Below are 15,859 nucleotides of genomic sequence, written 5' to 3'. Positions count from 1 at the left end.
CGAGGCCGCACCCGGTAGCAGCACCGCCACTCAAACCTGTTCAAAACAAAAATGGCGAACCAGAAATGGTTCGCCATTTTTCATGCCCGGTCAAAACTCGAAACGGACATCTCCGAACACACTTCTCGGCTCGCCGATAAAATACCGGTCACCTCCCGCCAGGCTCGAATAATCCGCCCGCTCCGCATAGTCCGCATTCGCCAGATTATTGATCCGCAACCCCAGATGAATTCCGGGAGTCAGCCGGTGGCTCATGCGAAGGTGAAGAAGTTCATGCCCCGAATAGCGGTGGGCGTTCTCGATATCGGTGTAGTAACTGCCCATGGACTGAACCTGCAGTTCGACGCTGGTCTGCGCGAGCGGCGTCCAGTCCAACGTCAGGCTATGCATATGCCGGGGCGCGGTATCGATGTCGTTACCGCGGGTTTCCATCAACGTGTCACTGCCGGGCTCGCTCACGCTGTTGGCGTAAAGGTGACGGGCGTAGGTTCCGGCCAGGGTAAGCGCCCACTGCGGAGCAAGAGCCCACTCCAGTTCGTACTCAACACCGTAATGCCGGGTCTCGCCATCACTCAGATTGAGACGCTCGGACGACTGGAAAATTACGTCGGCCTTTTCCATGTAAAAGCCAGTCACACTGAAACGTGAGCGTTCACTCTGCTTCTGCAGCCCCAATTCCACGCTGTCGATGGATTCGGAGTCGAGATCGGCCGCCACCTGTCCACTCTGCAGACGATACAGCTCCGCCGTCTGAGGCGCACGAAAACCATGGGCAAGGCGCAGGCTCGCGGACAGGTTGTTTTCAAATTCGTGGATCAGGCCTGCGTTGAATGAAAGATTCGAGAAATGATCGGTACGATCCTCCGGGCGACTGTAGCGGCACCCCACGGCGCCGGTGAATCCGTTGATACACAGACTGCCATCTTCCGCGGTATCACCGGCGAGCATACGGTTGTCGTAGCCGTAGAGGAGAGATTCGAAGCGCGTACCGAATGACAGGTTACTGCGCCCGGCAAACCGCCACTGCATATTTGAGAACGCGGCGAGTACATGTGCATCAACATCGTAGTCGTACTGGCGCCCGGCGGGAAAGGAAGAAAAGCCTTCGACCTGTGTCTGTCGCAGCCAGCCATCGGTGTACTCCAGATCCACACCACTCAACAGATCCAGACGTTCATCGAACAGTTGCTGGTAGGAAATCTGGATCCCGACACCCCGCTGGCCGTTATCCTCCAGCGGTGTCCCCGGCAGGAAGTGCATCAGAAAGGCCATATCGGTGTAGCGGGCATAGGGAGTGATCTGCCAGTGATTGCCGGCGCTGGTACTGTGCGTGAAGCGGGTCTGCAGCCGCGCAGACTGGCTGTCACGAAATGCTTCGGGGTTCGGGTTTTCCCGTTTGCGGTGGGCATCCCTGTAAGCATTGAGTCCGCTCACATAACCCGCGGTTTCCTGATTGAGGTTGGCGAGACTGAGCAAGGTGCGTGCATCCCATTGTTCACCGCGGTAATCATGGCGCGCGCTGAACTGCTGCTGGTCATAACCGGAATGGGCCTTATAACCGCCGTCACGGCTGCCGTTGAAGCCGAGGCGGAGTCCGTTGCGCCCGGACGATTCGCTGAACCCACCGGCTATACGCCGATAGTCGTTCGCCCCCACTTCCAGGCCCACGTACCTTTGCCGGGTTTCCGCAGGGGCGGCACTCAACAGGCGGATAACACCGTGCTGCGCATCGGAGCCGTACAGCACACTGGCGGGACCACGCAGCACCTGCACGTTGCCGCCCTGGAGCAGAGGAAGATCAAACAACTGATTGACATTGCAGAAGCCGGTACCGCGCACGGGGATATCCCCTTCCAGCACCGCAAATGCGCCGCAGCTGCCGGCACCACTCAATACCGGTGAGCGGATGGCTGTAAGATGTTCCTGGCCGTTGCCCCGGCTGATCCAGAGTCCGGGAAGGCTGTTAAACAGTTCCGCCGGGTGTGCGGGTGCGCGCAGGGCAATGTGATCTCCGTGGATGGTGGATAACGGGATGATGTCCGGAGCTGCGGCCTTGTGTGTCAGCGTCCCGGTGACCACGACGGTTTCCAGCACCGCTTCGGGAGATGGCTCGGTAGCGGCGCCCGGGGAGTCGGCAAATGCGGGGGGTACCAATACAGTGGAAAGCAGACTGGCCGCGGCAGCGAGAAACCGTCTTTTCGCGGGGATCTTCGTTGCGCGGCGTCGCACCACAAACCTCAGAGCGTGGCGCGCGCGGCAAAGTAATCCATGGAATAGTTCACGCGCTCTTCCACGTTCTTTTCCAATTGTTCCAGCGTCATGGATTCAATGTGTTCCAGGCGCGTGCGCAAACCGATACCGTTGGCGATCTGGATGGCGAGGCCGGGGCGCGCATTGGCCTCCAGCAACAGCGGTCCGCGCCTGCGATCGAGCACAATGTCGCAACCGAGGTAGCCGAGTCCCGTCATTTCATAACAGCTGGCCGCGAGGTTAACCAGATCTTTCCAGCCCGGTACTTCGAGGTCCGCAAACGGCATCTTGGTATCGGGATGAATATCCACACGCAGCCCGCGCTGCACCGCGTGGGAGGCTTTGCCGGTGGCGAGATCAATCCCCACGCCCACCGCACCCTGATGCAGGTTGGCCTTGCCGTCAGAATCGTGGGTGGAGCAGCGCAACATGGCCATTACCGGGAAACCGCGGAACACAATGACGCGGATATCCGGCACACCTTCGAAGGAATATTTGTCAAACACCGGATCAAAATCCACCAGCGCCTCCACCATACAGCGGTCCGGTTTGCCACCGAGACTGTACAAACCGCTGTGGATATTGCTGACGTGGCGCTGAATATCCAGCGCGGTAACTTTGCTGCCGGACGGTTTGAGATAGTCGTCGCCCTCGCGCCCGACAATCACAAGAATTCCCTTGCCACCGGAACCGCGCGCGGGCTTGATCACAAACTGCTGCAGCGGTTCGATCACCTGCATGATACGGGTGCGGGTGGGCTGGGTTTCGAAGGCGGCAATCAGGTCCGGCACCGGTATACGGTAGCGCCGCGCCGCGCGCTTGGTATTGAGTTTGTCGTCGACAATGGGATATTTGTCGCGGTCGTTGTAGCGGGCGATATAGCGCACATTGCGCGCATTCATCCCAAGAATGCCAAGCTTTCGCAACTTGAACGGCGACACCAGGCCGCCGCTGAAAAATGGTGGCAAACGCATCAGCGCACCAGCTGGCGGAACCGCGCCAGTTCACCCAGCCGGTAACCAGTGTAGTTACCGATAATCATGACCACGGCGAGCAGCACCAATAACAACTCGGGGAAGTTGAAGGTCCAGTGTTCGATATAGCGGTTGGTCATCACCCACCAGGCGAGCACCGCCACCAGCAGGCTGCCACCCGCCTGTATCACCACCTCGTAGGGGCCGTCTTCCTCCCACAGAATCGACATGCGTTCGATGGTCCAGGCGAGAATGATCATCGGGAAAAAGGTTACCGTCAGCGCCTGTTCGATGCCGAGTTTGAAACTCACCACGCTGATGGCCCCCATCAATATCACCACCGTAATCACCACGGCGGCGATCCTCGCGACCAATAAAAGGTTGAGCCTGCTGAGATAGAAGCGCACCCACAGGCCGAGAATCAGAATCAACACGAAAATCGACAGGCCGGTAATCAGCTGGGTTTCAATAAAGGCGATGGCGAGCAGTACCGGCATAAAGGTACCGGATGTGCGCAACCCGACGAATACCCGCAACAGCACTACGACCAATGCACCAACCGGCACCAACAGGATCAGTTTGAAAATACTCTGCTGCTCGATGGGCAGGCTGTAGATGGAGAAATCCACCAGTGCCTCTTTTTCCTTGCTGGTACTGAGCATGGCCACATCACGGGCGGGCACATCGTTGGATATTACCGAGAAGGTCACGCTGGAATTGCGCCCTCCCTCCACGTCCAACAGGCTCTTGCCACCGCGCTGCCAGATAAAGAAATTTTTCGGCACACCCGGTGTGCCGCTGGTGGGTTCGAACACCACCCAGCGCTTGCCGTCGTAGATTTCCAGCAGGTCCTCCGGGTCAAGGCGACGGCGATCGTCCTCGAGGTACAGCCCGCGAATGCGGTGCGCGGGGATATCCGCGGCCGCCAGTACCAACAGCGCGACATCCACAAAATTGCGGTCTTTGTAGTAACCGAAAATCAGGTTGCGATCCTGATTGCGGGTATCCGCCAGGGCCAGCAACAGCTCGGAGGTAAACGTGGAGACATCGGAAGAGCGCGCGCGGCCGGCCTCGACCAGCGAGTAAATCGCCTGGCGTACGGCCTCCTGCTCGCGGGCGCCGAGCAGCGGCTTCACCACTTCGGTGCTGAGATCCAGTGGCTGCTCCAGTGCCGCGCCGGGCGTCTGGTGTACATCCAGCTGATAGAACAGAGACTGCCGGCCCGAGGCGTGGCGCTTCGACCAGACCGCGCGGTGCTCGTCGTCCTGATGAATGATATTGAAGCCGTAACCGGAAGAGCTGAAGGTTTCCCCCAGCACCGCCATGTTGCGCTGTGAGCGCGGCAGCGTGAGCGCAGCCTTGACCGGGCCGCCGTCGGCATCGAAGCTCACCTTCGCCTCGATGGTCCACACGGTGCGGTATTCACCGGGCAGCAGGGGGAAACCCAGCGCGAAGTGCTTATAGATGGTAAGGCCGGCACCCAGAACAGTGAGCAGCGCGGCGAGAATATAGACCTGAGCCCGTGGCGACATTCGCCATTCCCCGATTGTTGTTGGAAGCAGCTTTTGGCCACGTATTCTTGCCGAGTACCCGTGCCTGCGCCAGTACCCGGCCCACATTTTCGGGCATTGGATGCAGGATTATTTGCTAACGATGGGCAACTTGGGCTGCCCCTGCACCTGCTTGCGGCTTACATCCACCACCGCGGCGTCCTTGAGGAAATTGCGCCCTACCAACAGAGGGAATTCAAACTCGCTGCCCTCTACCAGATTCACTTCCACCATGTGAGTAACCTCTCCCACCGTCAGGCTCATATCGACGATGGGACGGCGCTGGCGGTCAAAACCGGGGCGCGCGACGCGCACGTGGCGCTTGATCGGCAGTTCAATTTGCTGCGGCTCGTCCTCGACGCTCTCCGCCAGTTTGAAGCGCACCCACTCACTGCCATCGCGTTCAAACCGGGTGAGATCCTGCACGGTGAGAGCACAGGTGGCTGCACCGGTATCCACCAGCGCCTTCAGGCGAACACCGCCGGGTTCAACGGTAAAGAATTCTTCCGAGCCGAGCACCAGTTTGTCTTTGGCGACGGGCACTTCAATCACCCGCTCCAGCTTGCGCTCCACGACCCGCTCCACCACCTGCACTTCGGGTTCCGCGCAGACAACCGCCTCAACGGAGGGACAGTGGCTCGGATCAAAAGAGGCGGGAATCGGAGAGGGCTGCTCTTCGACAGCCGTTGCCGGGGATTCGGCCTGGGTCGAGATGGGAGCCAGGTTTTCACAACCGGACAAAAATTGTGCAACCAGCAAAAAGGAGGCTATGGGTAAAAACCGCATCTGTTATTACTACCTTAGGGGCGGAGCACCGGCCCTGAGCATGTTATCAAGCGAAATTCCTGGCGGTATGAAGCTCGGGCCATCCGTGACACCCGTTTTTTTCAAGCTGCGCATACTATCGTATCCCCGCTCCCTCTGCACAGTGACCGTGACAGAGAACACATTCCGGACCAACAGCCCCAATAAGCCGTCAGGGAAGGATAGTCTCCGGCAGATTCCGAAACGAGATGGTACCAATTGGTCACAATCAATCAAGCGCCAACCGGGCATTCTTGATATTTGGCGCTACCCATCAGCCTCTGGCGAGACGCTCATCAATCTCCCGCAATTTACGGGTAAGAATCTCCACCGACAGCTCGCTGCCGCGAAAAAACTCTTCCGCCATCGGGGCAATACCGCACGCCTGCGGCAATGGCATTTCTGTTTCAACCATCTGGCTCATGCGCGGCAGGAACACAAACTGTAGCCACTGGGGCAGAGTCAGGGTATCCACACAGAAAGGTTCAGTACTTGCGAGGGCCGCCAGTGAGGGCGGCTCGGCATCCCACAGGTCCAGAGCGCGAAGCTCCGCTTCCAGCTCCAGCAGCAAGGTGGCGATATCGGGGTAAATCGGTTCCATAAAGCGAAATGGTTCAGTTTATTGAGCGCTTGAAGGGCGGCAGTGAATCCAGCATGGCGCGTCCGTACCGCTTGGTGACGATGCGACGGTCCAGCAGAGTGATGGTGCCGCTGTCCTGTTCAGTACGCAGCAGACGGCCGCAGGCCTGTACCAGTTTGAGCGCGGCGTCTGGCACTGTGATCTGCATAAAAGCGTTGCCGCCCTTGGCCTCGATCCATTCCGCCAGCGCCGCTTCAATGGGGTCGTCCGGTACCGCAAAGGGTAACTTCGCGATCACCACATGGCGACAGTAATCCCCGGGAAGATCCAGCCCCTCGGCGAAACTGGCGAGGCCGAACAACACACTGTGACCACCGCTGTCGACATTCTTTTTATGGCTGTCGAGCAGTTGCTGGCGGGACTGCTGGCCCTGCATGAGGATGCGGTTGCGCCAGGTGCCGGGCAGCGATTCGTGGACCGTCTCCATTTGCCGGCGGGAAGCGAACAGCACCAGCGACCCGCCGGGACCGTCCAGCAGACCCGGCAGCGCCTCGATCACTGCGTCTGTATGCAGATCCGCGTTGTTCGCCTCCACTGCGTCTTTCGGCACCCGCAGCTCGGCGCGGGAGAAGTCGAACGGGCTGGGCACGATTTCGTAACTGGCATTGTCCGGGGTGCCGGCGCGCATTTTCAGGCGGTCAAAGCGGCCGAGCGCGGTAAGGGTGGCGGAGGTCAGCACCGCACCGTAGCAGCGGCGCCACAAGCTGTATTCGAGCGTCTTGCCCGCAAGAATCGGCGAGCTGCACACCTCGAAATCGAACGAGCCGCCCCACTCTACCAGGGTCACCCAGCGCGCCTGGGGTACCGTGCCCTCATCGATGCGGGAATAATTGGCCCACAGCTCCAGGTTGGCCTCGGCGCGGCCGTGCCAACTGCCGAGTATGGGGTACCATCGCTCCAGGTCGACAATCGGTACCGGACTGTGGGCGTCTTCCATCATCCGCTGGGCGGACTGCACCATCTTGCTAAGCAGGCCCTCGATCTCATCGAAATCCTCGCGCAGCTGCTCCGCCAGATGCATCAACGGCTCCGGCACCACCCCACCCTCAAAGCGGTGGCGCTGCACACGGCCGCGCTCGTCCTCGAATTCGCACAGGTCTTCCAGCAACGGCCAGGCCATTTCCATTTTCTGCTTGGCCGCGGTAAACAGCGCGGGCAACTCTTCCCCGGCGCGATCCAGCTCGGCACCGTCGCCGATCTCGCCAAGCATCTGCCCCAGATTCTTGTTGGCCTGATCCAGCCAGCCGGTGGTAGCACCCACGCGGCTGTGGTGGGCAAAATGGTTCAGCGCCTTGTCCGGCAGGTGGTGAGCCTCGTCCAGCACGTAGATGGTTTCTTCCGGCGGCGGCAGGATCGCGCCGCCGCCGAGCGCCAGGTCCGCCAGCAACAGGTCGTGATTGGCGACAATGACACGGCTCTTGCCCAGGCTCTCGCGGGCGCGGAAAAAACTGCAGCTGCTCACATGGGGGCAGCGGCGGCCACTGCACTGGCGGTGGTCAGTGGTGACCCGGCTCCAATCGTCACCTTCGATGGTGTCTTTCCAGTTGTCGCGGTCGCCGTCCCATTTGCCACTGGCGAGTTCATCGGCCATAGCGCGGTACAGCTTGATGCCGGCTTCATCCACCTGCGGTTTTTCGTCTTCATACAGTGCCATGGAGGCACCGATGCCGCTGGAGGTAAGTTCGGTAAGCAGCTGGTCGAGCTTGGACAGGCACAGGTAGCGGCCGCGGCCCTTGGCGAGAGACACTTCGAATTTGAGGCCGGAGTGCCGGATCAGCTCGGGCAGATCCTTGTTGATGATCTGTTCCTGCAGGGCCACGGTGGCAGTGGAGACCACAAGGGTTTTGTCGTGGGCGATGGCCATGGGGATGGCCGCCAGCAGGTAGGAGACGGTCTTGCCGGTACCGGTGCCCGCTTCCACCACGCAGATGTGCTCGCCATCGGTCTTGCCGTGATCCCGCTCGCCGGCGCCGTTGCGCTGGATGCCACCGAGGGCGCGTGCGATGGCGGCAATCATCAGTTTCTGGCCGTAACGGGCCTTGAGCTCACGCCCATTGAGAAACTGACGATAGGCGTTCTGGATGGATTCTTTGTCTTTATCGCTGAGCACTGGGGACCGACGGAATGATCTGCACTGGGGGTTAAATCAGCCGGACATTATCCATGGTTGTTCAGGGTTTAGCCAACCGGGTTTGGCTCAAACCTGGCTAGTAACCGGGAAGCCCGAGGACGGAGCCCGGAAAGTCCTGTGGCGGCAAAGCACTGGGTATCCGTTTTCGGAACCGCTGTGAATACATCCCTGTACGCTGCGTCGGCGACGTCCCTGTCGCCGACGCTTCCGAAAACGAATACCCAGTACTTTGCCTTCGCATCAAATACTGAGCCATTTGGAAAGTTTGAAGAATTGCTAACGAAGTTCTGCACGGGATGCGAAGGCGAAGTGCAGGGCAGGGGTTTTCAGGATCGTCGCAAACAGGGACGTTTGCGACGAAGCGTACAGGGATGTATTGAAGGGGGGCGCCTAGCCCGGTCCTGAAACCCCCTGCCCTGTGCTTCGCCGCCACCGAACCAGCTTCAGAGCTCAACAAGGACCCTGGCACAGAACAGCGTTACTGCTCAAACGCCAAGCGGGAGACCACCGGATTGGCATAGGCCTGGATCGCCTTGTCCCGCCAGCGTTCATCAATTGCAGCCATCCGCTGTTCAAACTGCTCACGGATTTCCTGGTGCTCGTCCGGGTGCCAGGGCTTCGCGGGGTAGCCAACGGGTAGATCCGGCGCCACACCATAGATCATCTGGTAGGCGATCAGGTTGGTGGGGTGCAACACGTAGTTGCCAATGATCTGGCGATCGATCTCGTCGGCCAGAGCGGCAACATCGTTGAAATCCCCCTCGATTGGCGTACCAAAAGCCGCGTGGATGTGGCCTTTTTTGCCCACCACGCCCTTGCCGATGCTGCCCAGATCCTCATGGGCCTCTTTCTGATACTCGTCCTGGTGCTCGGTGATATAGAGCTCTCGCGCCTTGTAGCGGTCGCAGGGATCCCACTCGTAGGAAATCGACAGTGGCACGATATGCAGCTCGCGCCAGAAATCCGCAAACGGTTGATCCTTCGGCTTCGCCATCGCAAACATCGCCGCCAGCGCCGGATTGGTGCGGTCCCGGCCGTCTTTGGCACGGCCGGCGCGCTGAGCAATCCACACGTGCTCGTTGTCATTGACGATAGAGTGGTGAATGTACTGGGACAGAGTGGTCGCCGCATTCAGCTTTTCGCGGCGGCTGCCGGAACTGCGCTTCACCACGAAACACTTGTTCAGCTTCATGATGTCGGTGGCAAACTGCTTGGACAGCAGGTTGTCGCCGATGGCAATGCGGGAGGTCTCATGTCCTTCCTTGAACATGGCGAGAATGGCCAGCGCCGGGTCCATGGCGATATCGCGATGGTTGCTGACAAACAGGCAGGCGCGATTCCTGGGCAGAGTGTCCAGACCGGAAATGGTGAGCCCACAGCTGGTGCGATTGACCGCCTTTTCCAGATAGCGGGCGATCACCTCCTGCACACCGCGGATATTGTTCGCCCTGCGGAATTCGAAACGTACAAACTGACGCACCAGCCACGCCAGCGGCCGCTCCAGCTTGCTGGCAGCACCGGGCAGCAGGAAGTGTGCCACCACACGGGACATCTCCGGGTCTTCTACCAGGCGCCGGAGTACCGGCCGCACCTCATCGTCCCGGTAGGGGCGGATTTCATCGAATTGACTCAGGTCCAGATTTCTCGCATTCATGGAAATTTTCTACCTGCCAACAACAGCGCCATCATCGAGGATACTGCGCTCTGGCTCATTCTTATTGTGGCCCAGCCCCGGGAACACCGGGGAAGCCGGATAAAACCGGCGCAGAACATACCGGATGCAACGGCGAACTGCCAGCGTTGCAACGGACCCGATGGTGCCGCAGAGAAATATCGGCATCGTGATCATCGGACTGCCTAGCAACCGTCAGACGCCAGCCAGACGCCACCGAACCACTATGGACATATGTCGGCCCGGGCCCGAGAATAAGCCGCTTTGCGCCTATAACAAGATTCAGACAACAGGAAGCCGCCCTGGGGCGATCCGGCCATAAGCGGGATTCTGCCGCGGATGTCCGGCACTGTTTGTCAACGATAAGGAGAACCCCTTGAGCCAGAGCAGTTCCAGCACTACCAGTGACGCCCACCGCAAGCCCAGCCTGCTGGATGCACTGATCCCCCTCCTGATCCTTATCGCCCTGCTGTCCCTTTCCGTGTTTTTCTACGGCGCCGATTCTTCCTACGGTCCCAACCAGATTGCCCTGCTGCTGTGCGCCGGCGTCGCCGCAATGGTAGGGATGAAAAACGGCTTTACCTGGAAGGAAATGGAAGGCGGCATGCTGCACGGCATGAGCCTGGTGTTTGGCGCCATCCTGATTCTGCTGGCGGTAGGGGCATTGATCGGCAGCTGGATTCTCGCCGGCACCGTGCCGTCGATGATCTATTACGGCGTGCAGATGCTGTCACCACACTGGTTCTACGCGGCGAGCTGCATCATCTGCGCCATTGTCGGCCTCAGCATCGGCTCCAGCTGGACCACCGCGGGCACGCTGGGTGTTGCGCTGATGGGCATTGCCGCCGCGCTGGGGTTGAACCCGGCGATCACAGCGGGCGCGGTCATCTCCGGTGCCTATTTCGGCGACAAGATGTCTCCTCTTTCCGACACCACCAACGTGGCGGCGGCGGTAACCTCCAACGACCTGTTCCTGCATATCCGCCATATGCTGTGGACCACTATCCCAGCATTCGTCAGCGCTCTGGTTATCTTCGCCGTCATTGGCCTCAGTTCCGATACCGGCCACGCCTCCGCGGAAGACATCCAGAAACTGCTGGGTGCGCTGCAGGAGGAATTCAGTATTTCCGTGATCAGCCTGCTGCCTCTGGCATTACTGCTGTTCATGGCCTGGAAAAAAATCCCCGCCTACCCCACCCTCATTATCGGGGCGCTGGTGGGCTGTCTGATCGCTGTCATTTTTGAGCCCAACGCCACCCGCCAGTTGGCCGGCGGTGAAGGTGCGCTAAGTCTGGTCAAGGGCGCCTGGCACAGTCTGTTCGACGGCTACAAGTCCTCCTCCAGCAACGAGGCCGTGGCTTCCCTGCTGTCGAAGGGCGGCATGAGCAGCATGCTCAATACCATCTGGCTGATCATCTCCGCCATGGCCTTTGGCGGCGTGATGGAACGCGCGGGCTTCCTCGAGCGCATCGTGAACTGGGCGCTGTCTGGTGTGCATACCGTGGGTGGACTCATCACGTCCACCGTGCTCACCTGCTTCGGTATGAACGCCGCTGCGGGCGACCAGTACATGGCCATCATCATTCCCGGGCGCATGTTCCGCGACGCCTTTACTGACAAAGGCCTGCATCGTCTGAACCTGTCCCGCACCCTGGAGGATTCCGGCACCATCACCTCCGTACTGATTCCCTGGAATACCTGCGGCGCCTATATGAGCGCCACTCTGGGTGTTGCCACCTTCACCTATGCGCCCTTCGCCCTGTTCAACATCATCTGCCCGCTGCTGGCCATCGCTTACGGCTGGACACACTTCAAGCAGATGCCGCTCGGCAAACAGGATGAATTGCAAATCGTCGAAGAGGCCCGCACCTGACGCACTGCCCGGGCGGATTCGCAGCCGCGCCGCCCGGCATTTTTCCCGAACCGACCCCACTCCGGATTCCCTCGCCGTGACTGACACCCGCCAGCCTTCACCCAATCGCCCCCCCAGCTCTCTGGCCGAATTGATTACCGCCGCAGAGTTCAACCTGCGCTGGTTTGATGTGGGCCGCAGAGTCCAGCCCGTCAACAGCCGGATTGCTGAAGATTTCGAGGCGGGTGCCACACCCTGGCCGCACCCGTATCTGCGTCAGGCCTGGTGTGGACTGCTGCTGTGGCCCCGAGGATCCAATTCAGATGACGGAAAAGTGGAGAGCACGGAACCGGTAGTGTGGTTTCTGCGCCTGCCCCTGGATGAGCAGGGCAAACTGTTGCTGCCTGTGCGCGACCGCTTTCTCAAACAAGTGCAGCAGGCTCTGTACCGCGAGCAGCGCGGTGATCTGTACACACATCTGCAGAAAGCGCTGGATGACAGCGGATTGATGTTCACACCGCCCGCCGACAAGCGTGCGGTATTTCATGCAAAGTCCGGCCGCCTGCTCAAGCGGGAGGCCAGTGACCACTATCCCGCCGCGCGCGCCTACGCCAAAGATCCGGCGTCATTTCCCTGGGAACAGCTGGCACTGCAGGGCGTGGCTGATCTCGCGGTGCGCTGGGAGGAAGAAAAATCACGACTGATAAAAAACCTGCCGCGTTTTGCCACCCCCGCACTCATCTCCCTGTGCCAGTGCCTGGAAAGTGAAGCCATCGACCACCAGATTGCCGAACCAATCATCCAGCGCGCCGAACAGTCCCTTGCTCGCGATACGCCGGATTTCAATCTGATTACCGCCACCGTACGGGGACTTTCCCACAGCGTCGCCACAGGTATGCGCCAGCAGTTCCTGACGCGGATCCTGCAGAGCCATGCAGGAGCGCATGGCGAAGTGCTCGCAGCCATTGGCAGTCGCTGCCATGTCGACCTGCAGCAGCCGGAGCTCGCCAGCCTCTGGCTGGAAAAACTGAGCGAGAGCCAACCTCAACAGACCTTCAATCTGCTGTTGAGCGACCTGATGTTTTTACCGCAACTGCGCAGTGTCCTGCTGGGCGTTTTACGCGATCCCGAGCGCCCTGAATCTGTCGCCCGCGCCTTTGGTACTTTTCTGCAGCCATCCCACCCGTAAGCACACAAAAAAATATACGCGCAATTCATCGAGCCCGAGCATCGCTACAGGAACAGTTTTCCGAAGTTTCTGACGTGTATTCCCGCGGGAATTTACTGCAAAGCGAAAAAATAAAAATATTTTCGCTTTAATGAAAAAAAATCTTCGACGCCCCGCAAGAATAAAAAGCGCATTTTGGCGGAAAAAGCCGCAAATTAACGCTTACTGATACGACAAACTGGCGGCGGTTTTATCCTGAATTGAACTGTGGCGGCTATTTTAACCGCGCGCCTATTACACTCCATTGGGCGGTATGTTTGTAGAAAAGATTTTTACAAAGCACACCAAACAGGTGACGTTTTATTGTCTATGCTATTGACTAACATCAACGGAAAGGAGTTAGGGGATGAATTTCACTCCAGCCAAGTACTTAACCGGAATTATTTGTGCACTGGTCCTCGCAGGTTGCTGTGCACCGGCTCCGATGCCGGCCGCCTGCCCTCCGGGCTCAGAACAAATTCCGACTTCTATGGCCTGTCCTGCGGACGCGGATTGCTGGATGGCATCCGATAACGTGCGCTGCATGAAGGTGGTCAAATAACCACCCTCATACAGGAACATGCAAATGCCGCTTTTCGAAGCGGCATTTTGCATTTCCAGACTTCCGGCTTCCATCGACCGCCAAGGTCTACCGGCAGTAAAAAGGCAGCCAAGGATGCGCAAAGCTTCGCTGTCGTTGTTTACCAAGAGCTACGCTCCGCTTAGTAGCACCCTTGGTAGCACGTAGCACCCTGCCGTTTTTTCTCCCGTTCTCTGCCTCATTCCCACCAGCCCCTCCCCCCACCGGCACCTTACCCCGATGCCATAAGCAGGCCTCGACTCTCGCCCGCCCGCACTGGCCGCACTGAGTATTTGTCGCTAATATTTGCGCCTTCCCCGACCACTTCATTCAGCGAAGAATTATTGACCATGGATGCTCTACCTCTTTCCGCCGCCATCGCCCAACTGCAACAACACAAAGATCAGCAGCGCTGGTCACTGCGCGAGCTGTTTGCCTCGGATCCGGAACGGGCACAAACGTTCAGCGCGCAGGCCGCGGGAATCTATCTGGATTACAGCAAAAACCTGCTGAGTGCGGACACCCTGCAATTGCTGCTGGACTATACCGGCACTGCGGAGCTGAAAGGCCGTATTGAGGCGCTCTTCTCTGGCAGCAACATCAACAACACCGAACACCGCCCCGCACTGCACACCGCCCTGCGTTTTCAGGGAGAGCCCAAGACTGAGCACGAACAGGCTGTGGCGGAGTGCCGTGTACAGATGGCCAAGTTCGTCGAGCAGGTGCACGGCGGCACCTGGACCGGATTCAACGGCAAGCGTATCCGCCACGTGGTCAATATCGGCATCGGTGGCTCCGACCTCGGCCCCCGCATGGTGTGCGAGGCCCTGCGCCCATGGCACAACCCGGACCTGGCAGTGCATTTTGTTGCAAATATCGACGGCGCCGACCTGAGCGATACCCTCTCTGCGCTGCCCGCGGACGAAACACTGTTCATCGTCGCCTCCAAGTCCTTCTCCACCCTCGAAACCCGCCAAAACGCCCTTTCCGCGCGCCAGTGGGTGCTCAATGCCGGCTGTGCAGAATCTGATCTGGAAAAGCACTTTGTCGCGGTGAGCAGCAACATCGTGGCCGCGCAGGATTTCGGCATCGCCGCGCAGAACATTTTCCCCATGTGGGACTGGGTGGGTGGCCGCTATTCCCTCTGGTCCGCCATCGGCCTGCCCATCGCGTTGGCCTGCAGCTTCGAGGTGTACAGCGACCTGCTGAAAGGCGCCAACGCCATGGACAGGCACTTCGCGGAAGCGGAGTTTGCGCAGAATCTGCCAGTTCTGATGGCGCTGATCCACTTCTGGTATCGCCAGTGCTGGGGTGCCACCAGCCTGGCGGTCCTGCCATACGCCCAGCGCCTGGCAAAGTTCCCGGCGTGGCTGCAGCAACTGGATATGGAGAGCCTGGGCAAGAGCGTCACCCGCGACGGCCAGCCCCTGACTTATCCGAGCGGTAGCGTGATCTGGGGGGCGGAGGGCAGCAATGGCCAGCACTCCTTCCATCAACTGTTGCACCAGGGCACGGATATGATTCCGGCGGACTTTGTGGCGATCAAACAGCCGACATCGGAATTGAAAGAACAACACCAGTGGCTGCTGTCCTGCTGCCTGAGCCAGAGCCAGGCGCTGTTGCGCGGCAAGTCCCTCGCTGAAGCACGCAAGGAGCTGGAGGCGTCCGGCCATACCCACAAGGAAGTTCACCAGCTGGCACCGCACAAGGTGGTACCGGGCAACCGCCCGAGCAATACGCTGGTTGTGGAAAAACTCGATCCTTTCCACTTGGGCGCTCTTCTGGCCCTGTATGAGCACAAGGTGTTTACCTTTGGCTGCCTGCTGGATATCAATCCGTTTGATCAGTGGGGCGTGGAGTTGGGCAAGGTGCTCGGCAATGGAGTGCACGATGCGATTGAGGGGGAGATTCCGGAGGATTGGGACGGCTCTACTGCCCATCTTCTGAAACTGCTTCTCAAGTAATCGTTAGTTTTGTGGTATTCACTTAGCTAGCCCAGTGGCGGCAAAGCACCGGGTATCTGTTTTCAAAACCGGGCTAGGCGCCCCCCTTCAATACGTCCCTGTACGCTGCGTCGGCAACATCCCTGTTGCCGACGCTTTTGAAAACAGTTACCCGGCACTTTGCCTTCGCATCTAATCCTGCGCTCTGATCATCCGGTAGTTACCTCTTAGCCTGGGCAAAGCCACAAAACTTCGA

11 protein-coding genes are annotated in these 15,859 nt (G+C 59.3%); 3 read left to right on the top strand and 8 right to left on the bottom strand.

The genetic code is table 11. The annotated features are described in order from the left end of the window. Window positions 1-90 precede the first annotated feature (90 nt). The 7 genes from C3938_RS12720 to C3938_RS12690 form a co-directional block, all read right to left on the bottom strand. A complete protein-coding gene (locus C3938_RS12720; protein WP_158681681.1) occupies window positions 91-2,229 on the bottom strand; it encodes a TonB-dependent receptor in 2,139 nt (712 codons plus the stop codon). Between the two features lie 8 nt (window positions 2,230-2,237). Beyond that, complete coding sequence (locus tag C3938_RS12715) at window positions 2,238-3,224, bottom strand: alpha-L-glutamate ligase-like protein (protein ID WP_105103663.1); 987 nt, start codon at window positions 3,222-3,224, stop codon at window positions 2,238-2,240. After that, a complete protein-coding gene (locus C3938_RS12710; protein WP_105103662.1) occupies window positions 3,224-4,756 on the bottom strand; it encodes an inactive transglutaminase family protein in 1,533 nt (510 codons plus the stop codon). Before C3938_RS12710 ends, C3938_RS12715 begins: the two co-directional genes overlap by 1 nt. A 108-nt stretch (window positions 4,757-4,864) precedes the next feature. Then, the gene (locus tag C3938_RS12705) at window positions 4,865-5,560 is read right to left on the bottom strand and encodes an ATP-dependent zinc protease (protein ID WP_105103661.1); all 696 of its coding nucleotides are present in this window, start codon (window positions 5,558-5,560) and stop codon (window positions 4,865-4,867) included. A gap of 292 nt (window positions 5,561-5,852) precedes the next feature. After that, window positions 5,853-6,179 (bottom strand): YqcC family protein, encoded by a 327-nt coding sequence (locus tag C3938_RS12700; RefSeq protein WP_105103660.1) that lies wholly within the window; start codon window positions 6,177-6,179, stop codon window positions 5,853-5,855. A 13-nt stretch (window positions 6,180-6,192) separates the two neighbouring features. Continuing rightward, entirely contained in the window at window positions 6,193-8,328 is a 2,136-nt protein-coding gene (gene dinG / locus C3938_RS12695; protein WP_105103659.1) for an ATP-dependent DNA helicase DinG, read from the bottom strand. A 499-nt stretch (window positions 8,329-8,827) separates the two neighbouring features. Further along, the gene (locus C3938_RS12690) at window positions 8,828-10,003 is read right to left on the bottom strand and encodes a 1-acyl-sn-glycerol-3-phosphate acyltransferase (protein WP_105103658.1); all 1,176 of its coding nucleotides are present in this window, start codon (window positions 10,001-10,003) and stop codon (window positions 8,828-8,830) included. Window positions 10,004-10,397: 394 nt separating this feature from the next. Between C3938_RS12690 and nhaC the strand changes: the two genes are divergently transcribed. Next, window positions 10,398-11,894 carry a Na+/H+ antiporter NhaC gene (gene nhaC / locus C3938_RS12685; protein WP_105103657.1) on the top strand — a complete coding sequence of 499 codons (1,497 nt, stop codon included), beginning with the start codon at window positions 10,398-10,400 and terminating at the stop codon, window positions 11,892-11,894. A 76-nt stretch (window positions 11,895-11,970) separates the two neighbouring features. After that, a complete protein-coding gene (locus tag C3938_RS12680; protein ID WP_233998873.1) occupies window positions 11,971-13,062 on the top strand; it encodes a DUF3549 family protein in 1,092 nt (363 codons plus the stop codon). Window positions 13,063-13,440: 378 nt separating this feature from the next. Here C3938_RS12680 and C3938_RS12675 read toward each other — a convergent pair whose 3' ends face one another. Further along, window positions 13,441-13,788, bottom strand: a complete 348-nt coding sequence (locus C3938_RS12675; RefSeq protein ID WP_158681680.1) for a hypothetical protein — start codon at window positions 13,786-13,788, stop codon at window positions 13,441-13,443. Between the two features lie 222 nt (window positions 13,789-14,010). Between C3938_RS12675 and pgi the strand changes: the two genes are divergently transcribed. Beyond that, a complete protein-coding gene (pgi, locus tag C3938_RS12670) occupies window positions 14,011-15,624 on the top strand; it encodes a glucose-6-phosphate isomerase (RefSeq protein WP_105103654.1) in 1,614 nt (537 codons plus the stop codon). Window positions 15,625-15,859 lie beyond the last annotated feature (235 nt).

It is taken from the genome of Microbulbifer pacificus, from assembly GCF_002959965.1.
GTDB lineage: Bacteria > Pseudomonadota > Gammaproteobacteria > Pseudomonadales > Cellvibrionaceae > Microbulbifer > Microbulbifer pacificus_A.
Note: the sequence above shows the minus strand (reverse complement) of the source record. Positions and strands in the feature narration are given on the sequence as shown.